Below are 18,376 nucleotides of genomic sequence, written 5' to 3'. Positions count from 1 at the left end.
CCATGCCCAACGTCGGATACGCGACGCTCCAGATCATCCCCTCGGTGCGCGGGATCGCGGACGAACTGCGGCAGCAGCTCGTGGGCCCGGCGGCGCAGGCCGGCGAGCGTGCAGGCGAAGAGGGCGGCGGAGGCTTCCGCGACGCCTTCAAGGGCGCCCTCGCCGCGCTCGGCGTCGAGGCCATCGCGGAGAAGGCCGGCGAGTTTTTCAGCGAGGCGTTCTCGAAGGCGGTCGAGCAGGGCCAGATCACCGGGAAGCTGAAGGCCCAGCTGGGGGCGTCGCAGGCGGACGCCTCCCGCTACGGGAAGGTCGTCGGGCAGCTCTACAGCAAGGGCATCACGGAGTCGTTCGAGGACGGCGCCGAGACGGTCCGCGCGCTGGTCTCGACCGGGCTGGTCGACCCGACCGCGACCAACGCGCAGCTGACGTCGATCGCGACGCACATGCAGGACGTCAGCACCACGTTCGGCTCGGACATGACCTTGCAGACGCAGGCCGTCTCCGCGCTGCTCAAGAACCACCTGGCCCCCGACGTCGATAGCGCCCTGGACGTCATCACCCGCGGGTTCCAGTCTCTCGGCCCGGCCGGCGAGGACGTTCTGGAGACTTTCCAGGAGTACCCGGTCCAGCTGCGGAAGCTCGGCCTGGATGCCGAGACGAGCTTGGGGCTGTTCCAGCAGGGGATGCAGGGCGGCGCCCGGGACACGGACATCGTCGCCGACGCATTGAAAGAATTTTCGATCCGGTCGATCGACATGTCCGCGTCGAGCCGGACTGCCTATGCGCAGCTCGGCTACAACCACAAGGAAATCCTGGGCCTGGAGCAGCAGATCGCCCGGGGCGGTGACGGCGCGTCCAGTGCGCTCGCCGACGTCCTCGACCGGCTGCGGGCGATCCACGATCCGGTCCAGCGGGAGTCGGCGGCGGTCGGGCTGTTCGGCACACAGGCAGAAGACCTCGGGCAAGCCTTGTTTGCCCTCGACCCGACGACCGCCGTGGAGACGATCGGCAAGGTCGACGGTGCCGCTAACCAGCTCGGCGACGACCTGCGTAGCGGGCCGTCATACGAGATCCAGGTCTTCAAGCGCACAGTCGAGCAAGGACTGGTGCAGTTCATCGGCGGGAAGGTGCTGCCGATCCTCGGCCGCTGGGGCAAGGCGTTCGACGAGGACGTGCTACCGCCCGTCGCCGCCGTGGGCGGCGTCCTCGACCGGGACTTCCTGCCGGCCGTGCAGGGCACCGCCCGGGTGATCGGCGGCACCATCACCTGGCTACGGCAGTGGGGCGTCTGGCTGACGCCGATCGCGGTGCTGGTCGGCGGGGTCGCGCTGGCGCTGGGCGCCGAGTCCATCGCCGCGAGCATCGCGGCCGGCGCGACCGCGGCGTGGATGACCGTGACCGGAATCGCCACCACGGTCACCGACGGGTTCGCCGCCGCGCAGGCCCTGCTCAACTCGGTGATGGCCCTCAACCCGTTCGTGCTGGTCGCGATCGCGGTGGTCGCCCTGGCGACCGCGCTTTTCATCGCCTACAAGCGGTCGGACACCTTCCGGCGCATCGTGCAGGCCGCGTGGCAGGGGATCCAGGCCGCCGCGGAGACGGCCTGGAAGACCGTCCTGAAGCCGCTGATCGCGGCCCTGGTGACCGGCTGGCAGGTCATCGCGGACGGGGCCGTGTGGCTGTGGCGGTCAGTGCTGGTGCCGGCGTTCACCTACGCCCTGCCGGTCCTGCGGATCCTCGCGACGATCGTCGGAGTCACCCTCGTCCTGGCCTTCAAGGTGTGGTGGTTCGGGACCAAGTTGTACATCGACGCCATCACGCTGCTGATCCGGGGCGTCGCTGTGGTGGCGCAGTGGCTGTACACCGCGGTCATCGCCCCGATCGTCGCCCTGATCGTGTGGAACCTGAAGTTGTGGTGGACCGCGGCGACGTTGTACATCAACGCGAACATCGCGCTGTTCCGGGCGCTGGCGACGGTCGCGCTGTGGCTGTGGACGTCCGCGATCTCCCCGGTGGTGGGCTGGATCGTGGCCGGCCTCCAGGCGCTGTATGCCGGGGGGAAGTACGCGCTGACCCTGCTGATCGGGGTGTTCAAGGCGGTCGGCACGGCGGCGAGCAGCCTCTACACCGCGTACGTCTCGCCGGCGCTGCACGCGATCGCGACGGTGGCGCAGTGGCTGTACGACAAGGGTGTCAAGCCGCCGCTGGACAAGGTCAAGCAGCTCGCCGGGCAGGTCGGCGGCGCGTTCAAGTCGGCGAAGGACGCCATCGCCACGCAGTGGGGCCAGCTGTCTGGGATCGCGAAGAAGCCGATCGCGTTCATCATCAACACGGTCTACAACAAGGGCCTGGTGGGGGTGTGGAACAAGGTCGCCGGCGCCTTCGGGGCGCCCAAGCTGGGGCTGTTCAAGGGCTTCGCCGCGGGCGGCCCGGTGTATGGCGCGGGGACCGAAACCAGCGACGATGTACCAGCGTGGCTCAGCCGCAATGAGCATGTGTGGACTGCCGCCGAGGTGAAGGGCGCCGGCGGCCACGGCGCGGTCGCCCAACTGCGGGCGTGGGCCGCGGCCGGCGGACTGCGCAGTGGGACGCCAGGGTTCAAGGGCGGCGGCGGGATCTTCGACCCGCTCAAGTCGGCTGCTGGCGCGGTGATCGGCGCGGGCAGCGCGGCGTGGAACACGGTGAAGAAGACCGCGTCCTGGCTGAAGGAGACAGCGCGGGCCTCCGCTGAGGCGGGCGTGCGCGCGGTCGTCAACCCGCTGCTGGCCCGCATCCCCGGCCTGGGGACTGGCTGGGGCCAGATGGTCCGGCATGTCCCGTCCCGCATGATCGACGCGCTGTTCGGGGCGGCCGACGCCATCCCGGCCTCGGGCTACGACTCGGGCGGGTGGCTCACGCCCGGCGCGACGACCGCGGTCAACGCCACGGGCCGGCCGGAGGCGATCCTCACGGCCTCGCAGTGGCAGGCCATGGCGGCATCCGCGGCAGCGGCGCAGGCGGTCGCCGCGGGCGCGTCCCGCTACCAGCCCGCGGCGCAGCAGCAGCCGGTGATCTACCTCAACGCCGCCGGCCTGGACCGCGGCCTGGTCCAGTGGCTCCAGCGCGCCATCCGGAACGAGGCCGGCGGCAGCGTGCAGGTCTACCTCGGCACAGGAAAGGGATGACCGTGGTGTTCCCCGACGATCCGCTCCAGCACCGCACGCAGTTCGCGTTCGGCGCGGACCTGACGGCGGATCCGGGCACGTGGGTGTGGACGGACGCCACGCCCGCGCTGCTGGAGCAGCAGATCAGCATCACCCGGGGCCGGCAGGCCGAGTCTGGGGCCGTCACCCCCGGCAGCATCAGCGTCGTCCTGGACAACCCCGGCGGCGACTTCACGCCGGACCTGGCGACGGGCGCGCACTACCCGTACGTCGTCGAGGGCGTGCCGATGCGCGAGTCGCTGCGCGGCACCACGACCTTCATCGAGCTGCCCGGCGCCGGCGCCCGGATCAGCACCCCCACGTCCGCCGACCTCCAGTTCACCGGCGACTTCGACCTGCGGATCGACCTGACGCTCACGCAGTGGCGGCTGCCCGGGCACAACATCGGGCTGATGAACAAGGCCGGCTCCGGTACGGACCAGAGCTGGGAGATGTGCGCGGACGCGGACGGCCGCCTGCACCTGGCGTGGCGGGAAGCCACGGATTCGTGGCTGGACCTGCCCTCCACGCAGCCGCTGGTGGTGCCGCCGTCCGGGCGCCTGGCGGTCCGCGCCGCGGTGGACGTCGACGACGGCGCCGGCGGCCTGATCGCCTACTTCTGGACCGCGCCCACGCTGGCGGGGCCGTGGACCGCGCTCGGCGACCCGGTCCCGGTCAGCGGGGCGTCCGCGCTGTGGCCGTCCACCGCGGCGGTCGAGGCCGGCGCCCTGACCCACCCGATGCTGCCGGACACGGTGGCGCCGGTGGGCCGCCTGCACGGCCTGGAGGTGAGGCAGGGCATCGGCGGGACCGTGCGCGCGAGCGTGGACGCGGCAGCCGTCGACGAGGACGCCGCCGCCTTCGTCCAGGGCGGCCGGACGTGGACCGTCACGGCCCCGGCCGGGGCGACCCGGTGGGTGCCCAGGATCACCGCGGCGGTGACCGAGTGGGCGCCGAGCTGGCCGGCGGGCGACCTGTCCGACCCGGAGACCGGCGACCCGGGCGAGGCCGAGGTCGCGGTCTCCGCATCCGGAATCCTCCAGCGCCTCGGCCAGGGGCAGCCGGCGCTCGCGTCCACGCTGCGCCGCCGCATCCCGACCGACCGGCACATCGTGGCGTACATCCCGTTCGAGGACGGGCCGTCCGCCACCCAGGCCGCCTCGGGCCTGCCCTCCGGCCAGGCCGCACGTCTCACCGGCGCGACGTGGGCGGCCGACGACTCCCTCGCCGGATCCTCCCCGCTGCCCACCCTGGGCCCGTCGTCGGCCCTCAACGTGCCGGTGCCCGCCCCTCCGGCCGGGAGCACGGGCTGGCGCGTCGAGTTCGTCTTCCGCCTCGACAGCGCACCGGCCGCCGAGGTCCCGTTCATCAACGTCCGGCTGAACGGGGGGACATACCGCGAGGTACAGGTCACCACCGCGTTGAGCGCCTTCGGGTACGGGCTCCTCGACAGCACCGGCACCCTGGTGAACAAGAGCGCGTTCGGCGCCCCGAACTCGACGGGGACCTGGTGCCGGTTCTCCGTCTCCGCGCAGCAGAACGGGACCAGCACCACGGTGTCGTTCCGCGCCGTCGTCATCGGGCAGCCGGCCGGAAGCGCGACGGTGACCTACACCGGCACCCCGGGCACCGTCGCCGGCGTCTACGCCAACTACGCCGCCGGCACCGAGAACATGCGGATCGGGCACCTCGGCGTGTTCTCCGTCGCCGACACCAACATCTACAACAGCGCCGACACCGGGTTCGCCGGCGAGCCGGCCGCCGAGCGGATGATCCGGCTGTGCGCGGAGGAGAACCTGCCGCTGCTCATCTGCGGCGACACCGCGGCCACCGCACCCATGGGGCCGCAGACCCCGCAGACACTCCTCGACCTGCTCCAGGAGTGCGCGGACACCGACGGCGGGGCGCTGACCGAGCAGCGCGACCGGCTCGCGCTGAAGTACCGCACCCTCACCTCCTTCTACAACCAGGCGCCCATGCTGACCCTGAACGCGGGCGCCGGTGAGATCGCCAACCCGTTCGCGCCCGTCCGGAACGACTCCGAGCTGCGCAATCGGATCACTGCCCAGCGCATGGGCGGTTCCTCGGCGACGGTCGAGGACGCCGCGTCCATCGCGCGCTCCGGCGCGCGAGAGGACCAACTCGACGTCAACCCGCAGACGGACGCCCAGCTGCCCGACCTCGCGGGCTGGGAGCTGCATCTCAAGACGGTCCAGGGGCTGCGGTATCCGCAGCTCACGATAGATCTGGAGCTGGCCCCGCAGCTGATCGGGGCCTGGCTCGCGGCGGACTCCGGGGACCTGATCGCGGTGACCGACCTGCCGCCGCAGCACCCCTCGGACACCGTGCAGACGCTCATCCAGGGGTACACCGAGACGTACTCGGGCACCTCCTGGACCGCGACGACGACCTGCACGCCGGGCGCCCCGTACACGGTGGGGGTCATCGGCGACGACGTGCTCGGCCGTGCCGACACGGACGGCGCCCGACTGGCCGCCCCGGTCGGCCCGGACGACACCACGCTGTCCGTCGCGGTCACGGACGGTCCGCTGTGGACGACCGACCCCGCCGAATACCCGGTGGTCCTCCGCCTGGGCGGCGAGGACGTCACCGCGACCGGCTGCACCGGCGCGAGCAGCCCGCAGAACGTGACCGTGGTCCGCGGCGTCAACGGCGTCACCCGCGGTTGGGATGCCGGCACTGACATCCGGCTGGCCACCCCACTGGTACTCGCCCTGGAAGGAGCTCGCACGATGGCGTATCCCACGATCCATGCAGGTCAGCGGGTCACCGCCGGTCTGCTGGCCAGCATGCTGCCGCTGTCCGTCGTCAAGACGGTCGACGAGTCACGGGCCAGCACCACCGCGATGGCCACGGACGGCGCCCTGAAATTGACCGTCGAGGCAGGCGCGACGTACCTGATGGAGGGCTACGTCTCCTACTCGCAGAACCTCGCCGCGAGCAGCACCAGCGGCATCAAGCTGGGGTGGACGGCGCCCGCCGGCAGCACCCTGGTGTGGTCCTCGGACGGCACGGACGGACCCACCAGCCTCACGGGGCAGGACGTCACGTCCAACGGGCTCGCCGGCACCCGCAACCTGCCCTCGAACTTGGGCACCGCGATGCGCGCCGCCCCCACCGGCCAGCTCACCGTGGGCGGCACCGGCGGCACCTTCGGCCTCCAATGGGCGCAGATCGCCTCCAACGCCACGGCGACGCTCGTCCGCGCGGGCAGCTGGTTGCGGCTCATCCGCGTGGCCTGACCCATCCTCACCACGCCCTGGAGGGCACATGAGCACCACCGTCAACGGCGTCGACGTCGCCTCGTACCAGGCCAGTGACTACCCCACCGCGGGCCTGGACTTCGTGGTCGTCAAGGCCACCGAGGGGTCGAGCTACGTCAACCCCAAGCACTCCGGACAGGTCGCGACGGCCCGCGCCCACGGCCTGGTTGTCGGCCACTACCACTTCGTCCGGCCCGGCTCGATGTCGGCGCAGGTCGACTACTTCTTGGCGCACGCCGGCGCCAAGGCTGGGGACTTCCTCGCCCTGGACTGGGAGGACCCCGGCGTCTCCAACGCCGACAAGGACGCCTGGCTGCACGACGCGAAGTCCAAGGTCCCCGAGCACCGGGTGATCATGTATTCGAACCGCGATTACTGGCTGCACCGCGACATCACGTCCTACTGCGCGGACGGGCTGTGGATCGCCGATCCCTCCGCGCCCAAGGGCAAGCCCCGCGTCGAGCACCCGTGGCTGTTCCACCAGTACAGCTCGGCAGGCGGCATCGACCGCAACGTCGGCAACTTCGCCAGCCGGGCCGCGCTCGCCAGTTGGGCGGGCGCGCGCACGCCCAAGCCCCCGGCGAAGCCCGCGGCACCGAAGGTGGACCTCAGCAACCTGATCGCCGCGGCGAAGGCCGACCCGAAGGGCAAGCAGGGCCACCAGACGCACGCTGCGGACGTGCGGATCGTCGAGGCCGCGCTCAAGGCAGAGGGCTACCTCACGCCCCAGTACGCCGGCGACGGCTCCTTCGGAAGCGTCACCGTGGCCGCCTACGCGAAGTGGCAGCGTCACCTCGGCTACTCCGGTCACGACGCGGACGGCATCCCCGGGAAGGCGTCGCTGACCGCGCTCGGCAAGCGGCACGGCTTCACCGTCACCGCCTGATCTCCACCCCTACCAGCAGAAACGGATCTGCATCATGGCCACTTCCTCTACCACGCGGTCTCGCGCGCTCGTCGAGCTCAAGGTGATCGCGGCTACCGCGGCGGCCGGCGTCGCCGGTGTCGGCGTCACCGTCCTCAACCAGGCGGTCGCCGACGAGGCGCTGCTGGCCCCCGTCCCGACGTGGGGCCAGACCCTCATCACGATGCTGGCGCCGCCTCTGCTCGCCTTCCTCGCGGGCTGGTCCGCGCGGCACACGCCGCGGCCGGACCTCGACGCCGTCGACCCGGCGCCTCCTGCCCCGACCACGCCGGGGGCCTGACCGTGCGGGCCGTGGTGCGCCTGGTCGGCGGGCTGCGGCCCGCTGCCCTGCTCGTCCTCGGCGCCGGCTGGATCGTCTACGGCCGCTCGATCGTCACCGACCCGACGTACGGGCGGTCGCGGGGGCTAGCCGGGGTGACCCGGTACGTGCCGCTGGGCGCGCTCGGGTGGGTGTGGGTGGCGGCCGGCACCATCGCGGTGCTGGCCGCGCTCGGACGTCGAATGCGCTACCAGGCGCCCGGCTTTGCTGCGTTGGCGACGCCGGCGGCGCTGTGGGGGGCGGCCTACGCGCGGACGGCGCTCGCGGGCGGCTACCCGTCCGCCGGCGGCAGCGCAGCGGCCTGGCTCAGCTTCGCCGCGTTCGTGGTGCTGTGCGCGGGCATGTCCGAGCCGCCGTGGGTGATCGAGGCGCTGTACGTACGGAGGGGGGAGGGGCCGCGTGATTGATCTGGGCGCGGTGGGGACCGCGGTGGCTACGGTGCTCGGCGGGGCAGCTGCCTGGCGGCAGTCCCGGCGCAGCAGCTTCACCACCATCACCCGGCGCCTGGACGCCGAACTCCGGCACGAGCGGGAGCAGCGGCGGCTGCTGGCGCAGGCGTATGTGGACCTGCTGCGGTGGGCCCGCGCCGTCGACCCGGGCCCGGCCGGCCCGCCGCCGGAGCCGCCCGACGACCTAGAGCTGCTGCCGTGGCGATGACGCGCCCCCGCTTCTCCTTCGGGAGGGCGGGGGCGCTTTCGTCGTGTCCGGCTATCCGGGTGCGGGCCCGCGGTAGTGCCAGAGCAGCGGGTCGCCGCCGGGCTCGGGCTCGTAGTCGGCGCGGTCGGCCCAGCCGTCGACGATCTCGTACGTACCGGTGCGGATCTCCTCGTCCGTCCAGCCGGTGACGTCCAGCTCCTGGCCGTCCAGCGGACCGCCCACGTACCGCACGATCCTGCTCACGCGCCCCCTGTCCGTACAACGCAGCGACCCCCGCCGAAGCGGGGGTCGCTGTACCGTTTCGAGTGTCGAGTTCGAAACACCGGAGCCCAGCATGCCACATGCCACGGACAGTTCGTCATCCCTGCCCGGCGACCGGCTGAGAGCGGCCCGTCTGCGCCGCGGCCTCACCCAGGAAGCCCTCGCCGCGCGCACGGGGCTTTCGCTCGGAGTGATCAAGAAACTGGAGCGCGGAGGCACCGGGCGCCTGGAGACCTACCACACGCTCGCCCGCGCCCTCGGCGTTCGTACATCCCAACTTTTCGACGCGCCGGGCCCACACCACGTCCGCCGCGATGACGCCGACAAGCTCGATCTGCTGCTGTTCCGGCAGGCGATCGCTCCGCCCATCGGCGTCGGCGGTCGGCTCGCGCCGGACGCCGGAGATGAGCCGGACCTCGGCCGGCTGACTGCGACCGCGCGCACCGTGGCGGCGGCATACCACGGCGACGACTACGCCACCGTCGCCGAGCTGCTGCCGCCGCTCGTCCACAGCGCGCACGCCACCGTCCGCCACTTCGACGGCGGCCCCGAGGGCACCTCCGCACTGCGCGTGCGCTCGGACGTGCTCCAGATGGCCGGCCGATACCTCACCCAAGTCCGGGCCTACGACCTCGCGCATATCGCCCTGCGGGACGCCGTCACCGACGCCCTCGCCGTGAACGACCTCGGCGCCGTCGCGGCGGCGGTGTACCAGCAGGGGTGGCTCCTCATGCGTCAGGGGCGCCTGGACGAGGCCGAGCAGGTAAGCGTGGACACGGCCGAGGCCGTGGAGCCCCGCATCTCCCGCGCGTCCCGGCACGACCTCGGAGCCTGGGGGAAGCTGCTGGTGCACGCCTCCGCAGCAGCAGCCCGCAACAACCGCGCATCGGAGGCGCGAGAGATGCTGCGCATGGGCCGGACCGCGGGCGCCGCTCTGGCCGGCGGGACGGCGGTCGCCGAGTCGAGCTGGGGCCGGTTCGACTGGCGCACGATCGCCTTCCAGGGCATCGAGAACCACCTCGTGAACAACCGCCCGGACGTCGTACTGCGACTCTCTGAGCGGGTCGCGGGCGCCGGGGACGGCACGTTCATGCGTCGGCATCTTCTCGATGTGGCGCAGGCTCACGCGATGCTGCGGCAACGGGCAGAGGCATTGGGGGTGCTGACGCGTCTGCACCGTGAGACGCCGGAGTGGCTGCGGCACCAGCGCATGGCGGCGGAGACGTTCCATGAGGTGCAGCAGGCGGGCGGGCGCATGAGCCGCAGCCAGCGCGAGCTCGCAACGTTCTTCGACGCCCCGTAGGTGCACGATCCGTGGTCCTTCGGTGACTACGTTCCACAAGAGGGCCACGGATCGTGCCTGGTGACGGGTCGTCATCGTCCGTAGCGTGAAGTCGTTGCGACGACCACGCATCGGAGGCGCCATGCCCGTGCAGGATCACCAGCAGGCCGCCGTGGACGGCCACCAGGCCGCCGGCGAGCTGCGCCGCTTACTCACCGACCTGGGCGCCGACCCCGAGCTGGTGCAGCGCGTCTCCGGGTGGGCAGACCTGGGCGAGCACGGCTACGTCTATGTGCCGCCGCTGCCTGTCGAGGTCGTTGAGCACCTGACGCGCCTACTGCCCGAGGGGGCGGTGTGGTGACCCCGGAGCTGGGGCACGCAGCCGTGGGATGGCCGGCCAGCATGCCTCCGCGCACCTGCGGCTGGTGCGGCCGGGCGACGTCCGACTGGACGGTCCAGGCTGCTGACGACCACGCCGGGGAGATCGTCTGGTGCCGAGATGCCGAGCCGTGCCAGCGGGCCCGGGCCGCACGCCGGGGCCGCTCATCCACCGACCGAAAGGACACACTGTGACCGAGCCCGACGACGACGAGTTCTTCGACGACATCGCCGCACTCGGATCTGCGGCGACCATCGCGAGCGATACGACGCTGCCCGACGCGCTGCGCGACGGCGCCGCCGACGCGGCCGGCGACATCGTCGACAAGCTGAAGGAGCGGTAGCCCCCCCGAGACCCGCGCCCCGCCGGTGTGCCTGCACGCGCCGGCGGGGCGCGTCACGTCCGCGGGGGCGCCCCGTCGAGCAGTTGGCCGGCGCTGACGCCGAGGCCGGCGGCGATCATGAGCAGCAGGTCCAGGCCGGTGCTGACGGTGGCTCCCTCGGCGCGTATCACGGTCTTGCGGTCTACGCCGGCGGCCTCGGCGAGGTCGTCGATGCTCATGCCGCGGGCGGCGCGGAGGCAGGCGATGTGGTGGCCGATGGCGGCGCGGCGGGCGAGGACCCAGTCGGGCCGGGGGTCGGCGGACACAGGGGCCACGCCAGCCCAGCATGATCAAAAAGTCAGTACCAGATCTGGGACTCCTGCCGGTTTCCTGATAGATACCTGGGGTAACCGTCTGAGCATCGTTGCCCCGCAGCCCCGCGGCATGCATCTCGCCGTGGGGCTGGAGTTGCGTGCGAGACTCGAACTAATGTTCACCCGAAAGAGTGAATCACCTGGTCAGCCGTACATCCGTTAGTCCGGGTGGAGTGTCTGACCCCCGTGAACGCCCCGCTGCATCCAGTACGCCCCCGCGCACGGTGCAGCCGGGGTAAGGCGGCCCCCCGCGCTCACTCCGCGGGGGGCCGTTCTGCCTCCCCGCCTGCAGAAACGGCATGATCATTTGGGAGACAAACGGGAGACGGACGCTGGTAGTCACGCAGTAGGCGGCCCGTAGTGAGCGTGTAGCCAGGATGCGTGCAACGCGAGCCGCTAGCTGCCGCATGTGGCTGGCCTGGGAGTTCGGCGTCATCGACGCTGGTGAAGGGTGGGCGTGGACGGTTTCGAACCGCCGACATCCGCCTTGTAAGGGCGGCGCTCTACCACTGAGCTACACGCCCCGCAGGTTGCGACGTCACAGGTTACCTTGCCGCGGGGGAGGGTGGGCAAGGGCATACGGGGGTGTGTACGGGGGGCGGACCTGGGGGAAGGACCGGGCCGTGTGTTCGGGGCGGGTGGGTGGGAGGATGGAGCCGACGGTGGTGGGCGGCGAGCGCGGGGAGAGAGACTCACGGTGACGACGGCACGTTCGTGGTGGCGGCGCGGCGACAACCAGCGTGCCGAGGCGCAGGCCGCGAAGGACGCCGCCGCGCAGGCCTTCTACGAGCTGGACACCGCGCAGCGCGAGCTGGAGATCTCCATCGAGACGATCAAGGCGGTCGAGCAGTCCGCGGAGGCACGCCGCGCGCTCGCCGGCTTCCAGGCGCTCAAGGACCGGATCGACCAGGTCAGCGCGGCGTACATCCGTACGGTGGACGCGCACGACATCGACCGGGACGACCTGGACCACGGCGCCGCGGGGCGGGCGATCGGGGAGCTCAACCGCGCGAAGGACGACCTGGTCAACGTCAGGACGGAGCTGGAGCGCTACCAGGCGCAGACGGCGCCGCTGCTGGACCGCGCCGAGACGCAGCTCGCCCGGCTCGCCCCGGCCCGGGAGCAGGCCAAGCAGGCGCTGCTGGCCGCCAGCCAGGCGCTGGACGCGGTACGGGCGGCGGGGCTGGCCGCGGACGACCTGGCCGCGCGGCTGGCCGCCCTCGCCCCGGAGCTGACCAAGCTGAACGAGGGCGCCGCCAAGCACGGCGTCAAGGAGACGGTGCAGCGCGCCGACGACATCCGCCGCAAGGCGGAGGCGGTACGCGCCGAGGCCGACCGGCTCCCGGAGCAGGCCCGGGAGATCGACAAGCGGCTGGTCTCGCTGCGCACCCGGGTCCAGGCGCTCGGCACCCGCGCGGAAGGCGTCGCGCCCGTGCTGAGCGAGCTGCGGCGGCGCTTCTCCGTCGCGTGCTGGCAGGACCTCCAGACCGTGCCGGAGCAGGCCGCGCAGGCCGTACGGCAGGCGGAGGCGACGCTCGCGGAGGCCCGCAAGGCGCGGGACGCGCAGCAATGGGCGCAGGCGACGGCGAAGCTCGCGACGGTACGGCAGCTCATGGACGACGTGGACGGCGCGGTGGGCGCCGCCCGGGACCGGCTCCAGCGGCTCAACGAGGTCAGCCGGGACCCGAAGGCGGAGGTGGAGCGCACGCGCTTCGTCATCCGCGACGCCCAGCGGCTGGCCATGCAGGGCCGCAATCAGCCCGAGCCGCGGCACGCCCGCCCGCTCGACGAGGCCGTCGCCCGCCTGGATCGCGCGCTCGCCGCCCTGGAGGGCGTGCACCCGGACTACTGGGCCTTCCTCACCGAGACCGCCGCGGTCCGCGAGACCGCGAACCGCGTGGTGTCCAACATCCGCGAGGACCGCGCCGCGGGCCGGTCGTAGGCCGCCGACGGTACGCGCCTCGTACGGGTCCGGCGGCACGCGCGGGTGCCGGGCCGCCGGTCGGCCGGCCACCGCACCCGGCGCCGACCCGCGCGCCCGCGCCGACGGTACGCGCCTCGTACGGGTCCGGCGGCACGCGCGGGTGCCGGGCCGCCGGTCGGCCGGCCACCGCACCCGGCGCCGACCCGCGCGCCCTCAGGCGCAGCCGTACGTGACGCGCCGCCGACCCGCGCGCCCTCAGCCGTACTCGAACCCCGGGCGCCGACCCGGGCGCCCTCAGGCGCTGCCAGCCCTCAGGCGTGGAGCCCGCTCAGGCGCAGCAGCCGCCGCCGCAGCAGCCGCCACCCGCGCCGCCCGCAGGGGCCGGCGCCGGGGCGGACGCGGAGGAGGCCACGGAGACCGTCGAGAGCAGCTTGACGGTGTCGTCGTGGCCCTGGGGGCACGGCGCGGGGGCGGCGGACTGCGCCATGGGGCGGCGCATTTCGAAGGTCGCGCCGCACGTCTTGCAGCGGTATTCGTAACGAGGCATGGCCTCAGGGTAGCGGGACCCGGGCGCAGCGGCTCGCGCCCGGACCCGGCAGGTCAGGAAAAGGCGCCGCTACAGCCGGCGGGCCAGCGTCAGCCCGTCCGCGACGGTCAGCAGCACGTCCTCGACGCGGGCGTCGGCGCGCACGTGCTCGTTGAACGCCCGGATCGCCGCGGCCCCGCCGCCCCGCTCCTGGTCGGTGACCTCGCCGTGGAAGAGGGTGTTGTCGACGACGAGCAGGCCGCCCGGGCGCATGCGCGGGACCAGCTCCTCCCAGTAGGCGATGTACGAGGCCTTGTCCGCGTCGAGGAAGACCAGGTCGATCCACGGGTCCTGCGGCAGCGCCCGCAGCGTGTCGATGGCCGGGGCGATGCGCAGGTCGACGCGGTCGGCGACGCCCGCCTTCGCCCACGCCTCGCGGCCGTACGCGGTCCACTCCTCGGAGACGTCGCACGCGATGACCCGGCCGCCCTCGGGCAGCGCCTGCGCCATGGACAGCGTGGAGAAGCCGGTGAAGGTGCCGACCTCGACGATCTGCCGCGCCCCGGTGAGCCGGACCAGGAACGCCAGCAGCGGGCCCTGCTCCGGCGCGGTCTGCAGGCCCGCGTCGTCGGCGAGCTGCCGGTGGGTGACGTCGACGAGTTCGCGCTGCACCGCGTCCAGCGGGTTGTGGTCGAGTACGTATGCGTACAGCTCGGGGGTGAGCTGCGGGTTTTTCGTCTGGTACAAGAGTCTGCTCCCTGGTCTGGCGCTTAGGGTGACGGGATGCTTGTCGATGACGCGGTCGCCCTCGTGCCCAGCATTCCAGGCCGCCGCGCGCTGCTGGGGCTCGTGGGAGCGCCCGCCGCCGGGAAGTCCACCCTGGCCCGGCGGCTGGTCGCCGGCGTCGACGAACGGCTCGGCGCGGGCACGGCCGCGTATGTCCCGATGGATGGATTCCACCTGGCCAACGCGCAATTGGACCGCCTGGACCTGCGTGACCGCAAGGGCGCCCCCGAGACCTTCGACGTGGACGGCTACGTCGTGCTGCTCGGCCGGATCCGCGCCGAGCGCACCCGCCCGGTGTACGCGCCGGACTTCGACCGGCGGGTCGACGAACCGCTCGCGGCGGCCCTGGTCGTGCCGCCCGGCACGGGCCTGGTCGTCACCGAGGGCAACTACCTCGCCGACGACGGCCCGGGCTGGAGCCAGGTGCGCGACCTGCTCGACGAGCTCTGGTACGTCGACACGCCGCGCCGGCTGCGCGAGCAGCGGCTGCTGCGCCGGCACATCCGCGGCGGGCGCACCCCGGAGGAGGCCCACGACTTCATCGCCGCGAGCGAGCGCCCCAACGCCCGCCGCATCGAGGCCAGTCGGGCCCACTGCACCCGGGTGGTGGACCCGCGCGGCTGACGCCCGGGGGGCCTGAGCCGCAAGGCCCTCACACGTGCGCCAGGAACTCCCGCAGTATGCGCTCGCCCGCCGCGACGCCCGGCGTCGTGAGTGCCGTGACGTGCGGGGCCGTCCAGCCGGTGTCGGCCAACTCGCCGTGCCCCGGGGTCCAGCCCGAGTCCGCCGCGTTGAGCAGGTCGATGTCCAGCAGCGAATCCCCCGCGGCGAGGATGCGCTGCGCGCCGGTGCGGCGGGCGACCTCGGCCAGGGCGGCGCTCTTGGACAGCGGCTTGGGCACCGCGTAGACCTTGCGGCCCTGGAGCGAGACCGTCCAGCCCAACGGCTCGGCCCACCCGGCGAGTTCCTTGACCCACCCGACGGGCAGCCGCTCCCGGTCCACGACCAGGTAGGCGAACAGCTCCTCGGCGATGCGCTCCTTGCGCAGCCACTCCGGGTCGGCGGTGAGGGCCAGGTGCGCGCGGATCTCGGCGAGCGGCGCGGAGCCGTCGGCGAGCCGGCGGCGCATCTCGGCGTTCCAGTCGTGGTCGGTGCGGCCGTTGACCAGCAGATGGCCGCCGTTGGCGCAGATGGCGTAACTGGGCTGCGGGCACGGCAGGTTGATCCGCCGGTACTGCTTGCGGGTGCGGGTGGTGGCGGGCACGAAGCGCGCGGTGTCGGCGAGTTCGGCCAGCAGCCGGCCCGCGGTCTCGGTCATGTACGACAGCGGCCGGCTCTCGTGGACCTCGACGCACAGCAGCCGCGGCGCCTCCTCGTCGGGCATGGACAGGGCCAGCGCGGCGGAGGAGTAGACGAGGGTGCGGTCCAGGTCGCTGGCGACGACGGTACGGTCGGCGGGGCGGTTCACTTGGCGCCCACCGCCTTGCCGTCGGTGCCGGTCGCACCGCGCGTGTAGCGCGGGTGGATCAGGCCGACGCACGAGTACGGCAGGTCGCCGGTCTCCTCGACGGGCACCCCGCGCTGCGCGGCCAGCAGCCGGACGTGGTCAAGGTCGGCGCCCGCGCCGCGCTTGGCGAGGATCTTCCACGGGACGCGGCGCAGCAGCACCCGGGTCGTCTCGCCGACGCCGGGCTTGACGAGGTTGACGTCGCCGATGCCGTACTCCTCGCTGATCCGCTCGACCGCCCGCCAGCCGTCCCACGTCGGTGAACGGTCCTGCGAGCGCAGGGACTTGACGTCTTCGGCGACACCTTCGCGGACGGCGTCGAAGGCGGCGGTGACGGTGTCCAGGAAGTGGCCGGAGACGTCGGAGCCCGCCAACTCCCGGTAGAACTTCGCCCCGTGGAATTCGCCGGGCCCGATGAGGTCCGCCCGCAGCACCGTTCGGGAGACCAGCCCGGAGACGGTGGAGTTCAGGCACGCGGAGGGGATCAGGAAGTCGTCGCGGGTGCCGTAGGTGGACACGCAGCCGCCGGGGTCGGCGAGTACGGCGATCCCCGGGTCGAAGCCGGGGAAGTCGGCGACGGCGTCGGCGAGTTCGCGGGTGATCGCGCCCTTGCCTGTCCAGCCGTCGACGAACACGCAGTCGGCGGCCCGGTGGTGGGCGGCCAGCCAGCTCAGCGCGGTCGCGTCGATGCCGCGGCCCCGGACGATGGAGACGGCGTAGTGCGGCAGGTCCAGGCCGCGGGTGTGCCGGGCCCAGCGGCGCATCAGCACCCCGACGGGCGTGCCGGCCCGGGCCAGCGACACCAGCACCGCGCCGGGCCCGCGCTCGGCGAGCACCAGCTCGGTGACGGCGCCGACCGCGCGGGCGATGCGCTCGGCGGAGGTCGCCAGCGCGGCCTTGAAGAGCTCCTGGTATTCGGCGCTGGGCTGGTATTCGACGGGCAGCGACTCGGCGTAGTGCGCGCCGCCGCTCTGTATGGCCTCCTCGCGCTCTTCGGTGGGCGCTTCGAGCGCGACGTCGGACAGGTCCTTGAGCAGCCAGCCCACCTCGTCCGGTGCGTACGATCCGAAGGCGGGTCCGCGCAGCGGCTCGGCGGGGGTCGCGGTCATCAGGCCAGGGTTTCCGTTCGGTCGAAGGGTCGTGCGGTGGGGCGCGGGGGCGGGGGCGGCGGGTGCGCCGCCGGGGAGAGCGGGGAGGTACGTGGGCACGACGGCCAGCAGCACCGCGCCGGTGTGCGGGGCGAGCCGGGCGAGCAGCCCGCCGGGCGCGTGCAGCGCGGGGGTGTCCCCCGCGGAGTCCGTGACGCAGACGACGGCGTCGAAGCCGCCGCCGGCGACGTTGTAGGCGTAACGCTCCGTGGAGCCGCCGTCCGCGGGGTCGTCGTGCGCCGGGAAGACGAGCCGGCTGCGTATCGCGTACCCGGGGTCGTCGACCGCGAGGACGGGCGAGCGGGTGGTGGTCGAGAAAAACGCCTGGACGCCCCCGTGCGGGCCTGCGGGCGCTCCGCCGGGCTCGTACGCCTCCAGCGCCTGCGCGAGCCGCAGCGGGGCGTACATCAGCTCCTCGGTGCCCAGGACGAGCACCCGCCGGGTGCCCGCCGGCAGCGCGGCGGCGATCCGCCGCCCCATCCCGGGCAGCGCCGCCTCCAGCGCCTCCCGGTGCCGGGGCAGGAACCCGTGCCGCCCGCCGTCCGGCACCCCACCCGGCCACCCGAGCGCGACCCGCCGCACACCGGCGACGGAGGCGCCGCCCCGAGCACCGCCGGCCGGCGACCCGCCCGGCACGGCAACCGGCGCCCCGGGTGCCACGGCAGCCGCGGCGCCGCAGATGCCCGCGGACGCAGCCCCACCCGCGGAAGCCCCGGCAGGGCCGCCCTCCCCCCACGCCGCCACCAGCGCCTGGGCGCTCGCCAGCACGCCCTCCGGGAGCGTCACCGTCCCCGCGGCCAGTGACAGGACGTCCACCCGGGCGCCCAGTTCCGCCGCGAAAGCGGTGAGGCGGGCGTGGTCGGCGGGTGAGCGCATGTCGGTGAGGGCGACGACGACGTAACGGCCGCGCGGGTGCCGGGCGTGCAGGTCGCGGATGGTGTTGAGCACCGTCTGCCCGGTGGAGAACTCGTCGTCCACCAGCACCAGCGGCCCGTCGCCGGCGAGCAGCCCGGGCTCGGCGGGCAGCAGCAGGTGGCCGGTGGCGTGGCTGTGCTCCTCCTGGAAGGCGCCGCCGGAGGCCAGGCCCGGCACCTCGCGCCGGGTGGAGTGCAGGTACGGCACGCGGCCGACGCCGTCCGCGACGGCGTGCCCGAGGCCGGTCGCGGTCTCGGCGTAGCCGACGACGACGGCCCGGGCGGCGTCCTGCTCGCCCAGCAGGGCGCGCACCCGCAGGCCCAGGTCGTAGGCGTGCCCGTAGACCGTGCCGGGGCGCTGCGGCACATGCTTGCCGAGCACGTTGGACACCAGCAGGTGGGCGCGCTTGGGGTTGCGCCGCAGGGCCAGGCCCAGCAGCTCGGGCAGTCCTTCGCCGTGCAGGGCTATGCCCAGCCGGTCGGCGACCCACTGCCCCGTCCAGGGCACGGCAGGGCCGCCGGCAGGAACCGGGGCCGGGCCCGGGTCGGCGTCGCGTACGGGCTCTTCTTCGGTGGATTTCATGTC

General features: G+C 73.2%; 17 protein-coding genes and 1 tRNA gene. 11 read left to right on the top strand and 7 right to left on the bottom strand.

Going from position 1 to position 18,376, the window contains the following annotated elements:
- The first annotated feature begins 2 nt into the window (after positions 1–2).
- The 6 genes from HCN08_RS02375 to HCN08_RS02350 are packed head-to-tail and all read left to right on the top strand — an operon-like array spanning position 3 to position 8,367.
- A complete protein-coding gene (locus tag HCN08_RS02375; protein WP_167981101.1) occupies positions 3–3,164 on the top strand; it encodes a phage tail tape measure protein in 3,162 nt (1,053 codons plus the stop codon).
- On the top strand, positions 3,161–6,445 hold the full coding sequence (locus tag HCN08_RS02370; protein ID WP_167981100.1) for a hypothetical protein: 3,285 nt from the start codon (positions 3,161–3,163) through the stop codon (positions 6,443–6,445). Before HCN08_RS02375 ends, HCN08_RS02370 begins: the two co-directional genes overlap by 4 nt.
- Positions 6,446–6,473: 28 nt before the next feature.
- A complete protein-coding gene (locus HCN08_RS02365) occupies positions 6,474–7,352 on the top strand; it encodes a GH25 family lysozyme (protein ID WP_167981099.1) in 879 nt (292 codons plus the stop codon).
- A 34-nt stretch (positions 7,353–7,386) separates the two neighbouring features.
- Positions 7,387–7,671: a holin gene (locus HCN08_RS02360; RefSeq protein WP_167981098.1), complete on the top strand. Its 285-nt coding sequence runs from the start codon at positions 7,387–7,389 to the stop codon at positions 7,669–7,671.
- 11 nt (positions 7,672–7,682) lie between these two features.
- The gene (locus tag HCN08_RS02355) at positions 7,683–8,117 is read left to right on the top strand and encodes a hypothetical protein (protein ID WP_167981097.1); all 435 of its coding nucleotides are present in this window, start codon (positions 7,683–7,685) and stop codon (positions 8,115–8,117) included.
- Complete coding sequence (locus HCN08_RS02350) at positions 8,110–8,367, top strand: hypothetical protein (protein ID WP_322974179.1); 258 nt, start codon at positions 8,110–8,112, stop codon at positions 8,365–8,367. The genes HCN08_RS02355 and HCN08_RS02350 overlap by 8 nt, the downstream gene beginning before the upstream one ends.
- A gap of 51 nt (positions 8,368–8,418) precedes the next feature.
- Here the strand turns inward: HCN08_RS02350 and HCN08_RS02345 are convergent, their stop codons facing one another.
- Entirely contained in the window at positions 8,419–8,610 is a 192-nt protein-coding gene (locus tag HCN08_RS02345) for a hypothetical protein (protein ID WP_167981096.1), read from the bottom strand.
- A gap of 91 nt (positions 8,611–8,701) precedes the next feature.
- Between HCN08_RS02345 and HCN08_RS02340 the strand changes: the two genes are divergently transcribed.
- From HCN08_RS02340 to HCN08_RS02330, 3 genes are all read left to right on the top strand, one after another.
- Complete coding sequence (locus HCN08_RS02340) at positions 8,702–9,931, top strand: helix-turn-helix domain-containing protein (RefSeq protein WP_167981095.1); 1,230 nt, start codon at positions 8,702–8,704, stop codon at positions 9,929–9,931.
- Between the two features lie 121 nt (positions 9,932–10,052).
- On the top strand, positions 10,053–10,271 hold the full coding sequence (locus tag HCN08_RS02335; protein ID WP_167981094.1) for a hypothetical protein: 219 nt from the start codon (positions 10,053–10,055) through the stop codon (positions 10,269–10,271).
- Positions 10,272–10,479: 208 nt separating this feature from the next.
- A complete protein-coding gene (locus HCN08_RS02330) occupies positions 10,480–10,632 on the top strand; it encodes a hypothetical protein (protein ID WP_167981093.1) in 153 nt (50 codons plus the stop codon).
- A 53-nt stretch (positions 10,633–10,685) separates the two neighbouring features.
- Here HCN08_RS02330 and HCN08_RS34990 read toward each other — a convergent pair whose 3' ends face one another.
- Both HCN08_RS34990 and HCN08_RS02320 read right to left on the bottom strand, forming a co-directional pair.
- Entirely contained in the window at positions 10,686–10,946 is a 261-nt protein-coding gene (locus HCN08_RS34990) for a helix-turn-helix domain-containing protein (RefSeq protein WP_167981092.1), read from the bottom strand.
- A 491-nt stretch (positions 10,947–11,437) separates the two neighbouring features.
- Positions 11,438–11,509, bottom strand: a tRNA-Val gene (locus HCN08_RS02320).
- 173 nt (positions 11,510–11,682) lie between these two features.
- On the opposite strand from HCN08_RS02320, the gene HCN08_RS02315 reads away from it, so the two are divergent.
- On the top strand, positions 11,683–12,927 hold the full coding sequence (locus HCN08_RS02315) for a coiled-coil domain-containing protein (RefSeq protein ID WP_167981091.1): 1,245 nt from the start codon (positions 11,683–11,685) through the stop codon (positions 12,925–12,927).
- A gap of 310 nt (positions 12,928–13,237) precedes the next feature.
- Here the strand turns inward: HCN08_RS02315 and HCN08_RS02310 are convergent, their stop codons facing one another.
- A complete protein-coding gene (locus HCN08_RS02310) occupies positions 13,238–13,456 on the bottom strand; it encodes an FmdB family zinc ribbon protein (protein WP_167981090.1) in 219 nt (72 codons plus the stop codon).
- A 69-nt stretch (positions 13,457–13,525) separates the two neighbouring features.
- The gene (locus HCN08_RS02305) at positions 13,526–14,182 is read right to left on the bottom strand and encodes an O-methyltransferase (protein ID WP_167981089.1); all 657 of its coding nucleotides are present in this window, start codon (positions 14,180–14,182) and stop codon (positions 13,526–13,528) included.
- 36 nt (positions 14,183–14,218) lie between these two features.
- Between HCN08_RS02305 and HCN08_RS02300 the strand changes: the two genes are divergently transcribed.
- Positions 14,219–14,845, top strand: a complete 627-nt coding sequence (locus HCN08_RS02300; protein ID WP_167981088.1) for a nucleoside/nucleotide kinase family protein — start codon at positions 14,219–14,221, stop codon at positions 14,843–14,845.
- A 28-nt stretch (positions 14,846–14,873) separates the two neighbouring features.
- Here HCN08_RS02300 and HCN08_RS02295 read toward each other — a convergent pair whose 3' ends face one another.
- Positions 14,874–15,689, bottom strand: coding sequence for an HAD family hydrolase (locus HCN08_RS02295; protein ID WP_167981087.1), 816 nt, complete (start codon positions 15,687–15,689; stop codon positions 14,874–14,876).
- Positions 15,686–18,373 (bottom strand): phosphoribosyltransferase, encoded by a 2,688-nt coding sequence (locus HCN08_RS02290; RefSeq protein WP_167981086.1) that lies wholly within the window; start codon positions 18,371–18,373, stop codon positions 15,686–15,688. Before HCN08_RS02290 ends, HCN08_RS02295 begins: the two co-directional genes overlap by 4 nt.
- Between the last annotated feature and the right edge of the window lie 3 nt (positions 18,374–18,376).

Source organism: Actinacidiphila epipremni, assembly GCF_012034175.1.
Classification (GTDB): Bacteria; Actinomycetota; Actinomycetes; order Streptomycetales; family Streptomycetaceae; genus Actinacidiphila; species Actinacidiphila epipremni.
This window is presented reverse-complemented; position numbering and strand designations above follow the sequence as displayed.

Bases quoted from the DNA above. Each gene is read 5' to 3' on its own strand.
- HCN08_RS02360 (WP_167981098.1), top strand. From the start codon at position 7,387: ATGGCCACTTCCTCTACCACGCGGTCTCGCGCGCTCGTCGAGCTCAAG.
- HCN08_RS02310 (WP_167981090.1), bottom strand. From the start codon at position 13,456: ATGCCTCGTTACGAATACCGCTGCAAGACGTGCGGCGCGACCTTCGAA.
- HCN08_RS02370 (WP_167981100.1), top strand. From the start codon at position 3,161: ATGACCGTGGTGTTCCCCGACGATCCGCTCCAGCACCGCACGCAGTTC.
- HCN08_RS02300 (WP_167981088.1), top strand. From the start codon at position 14,219: ATGCTTGTCGATGACGCGGTCGCCCTCGTGCCCAGCATTCCAGGCCGC.
- HCN08_RS02365 (WP_167981099.1), top strand. From the start codon at position 6,474: ATGAGCACCACCGTCAACGGCGTCGACGTCGCCTCGTACCAGGCCAGT.
- HCN08_RS02375 (WP_167981101.1), top strand. From the start codon at position 3: ATGCCCAACGTCGGATACGCGACGCTCCAGATCATCCCCTCGGTGCGC.
- HCN08_RS02340 (WP_167981095.1), top strand. From the start codon at position 8,702: ATGCCACATGCCACGGACAGTTCGTCATCCCTGCCCGGCGACCGGCTG.
- HCN08_RS02335 (WP_167981094.1), top strand. From the start codon at position 10,053: ATGCCCGTGCAGGATCACCAGCAGGCCGCCGTGGACGGCCACCAGGCC.
- HCN08_RS02290 (WP_167981086.1), bottom strand. From the start codon at position 18,373: ATGAAATCCACCGAAGAAGAGCCCGTACGCGACGCCGACCCGGGCCCG.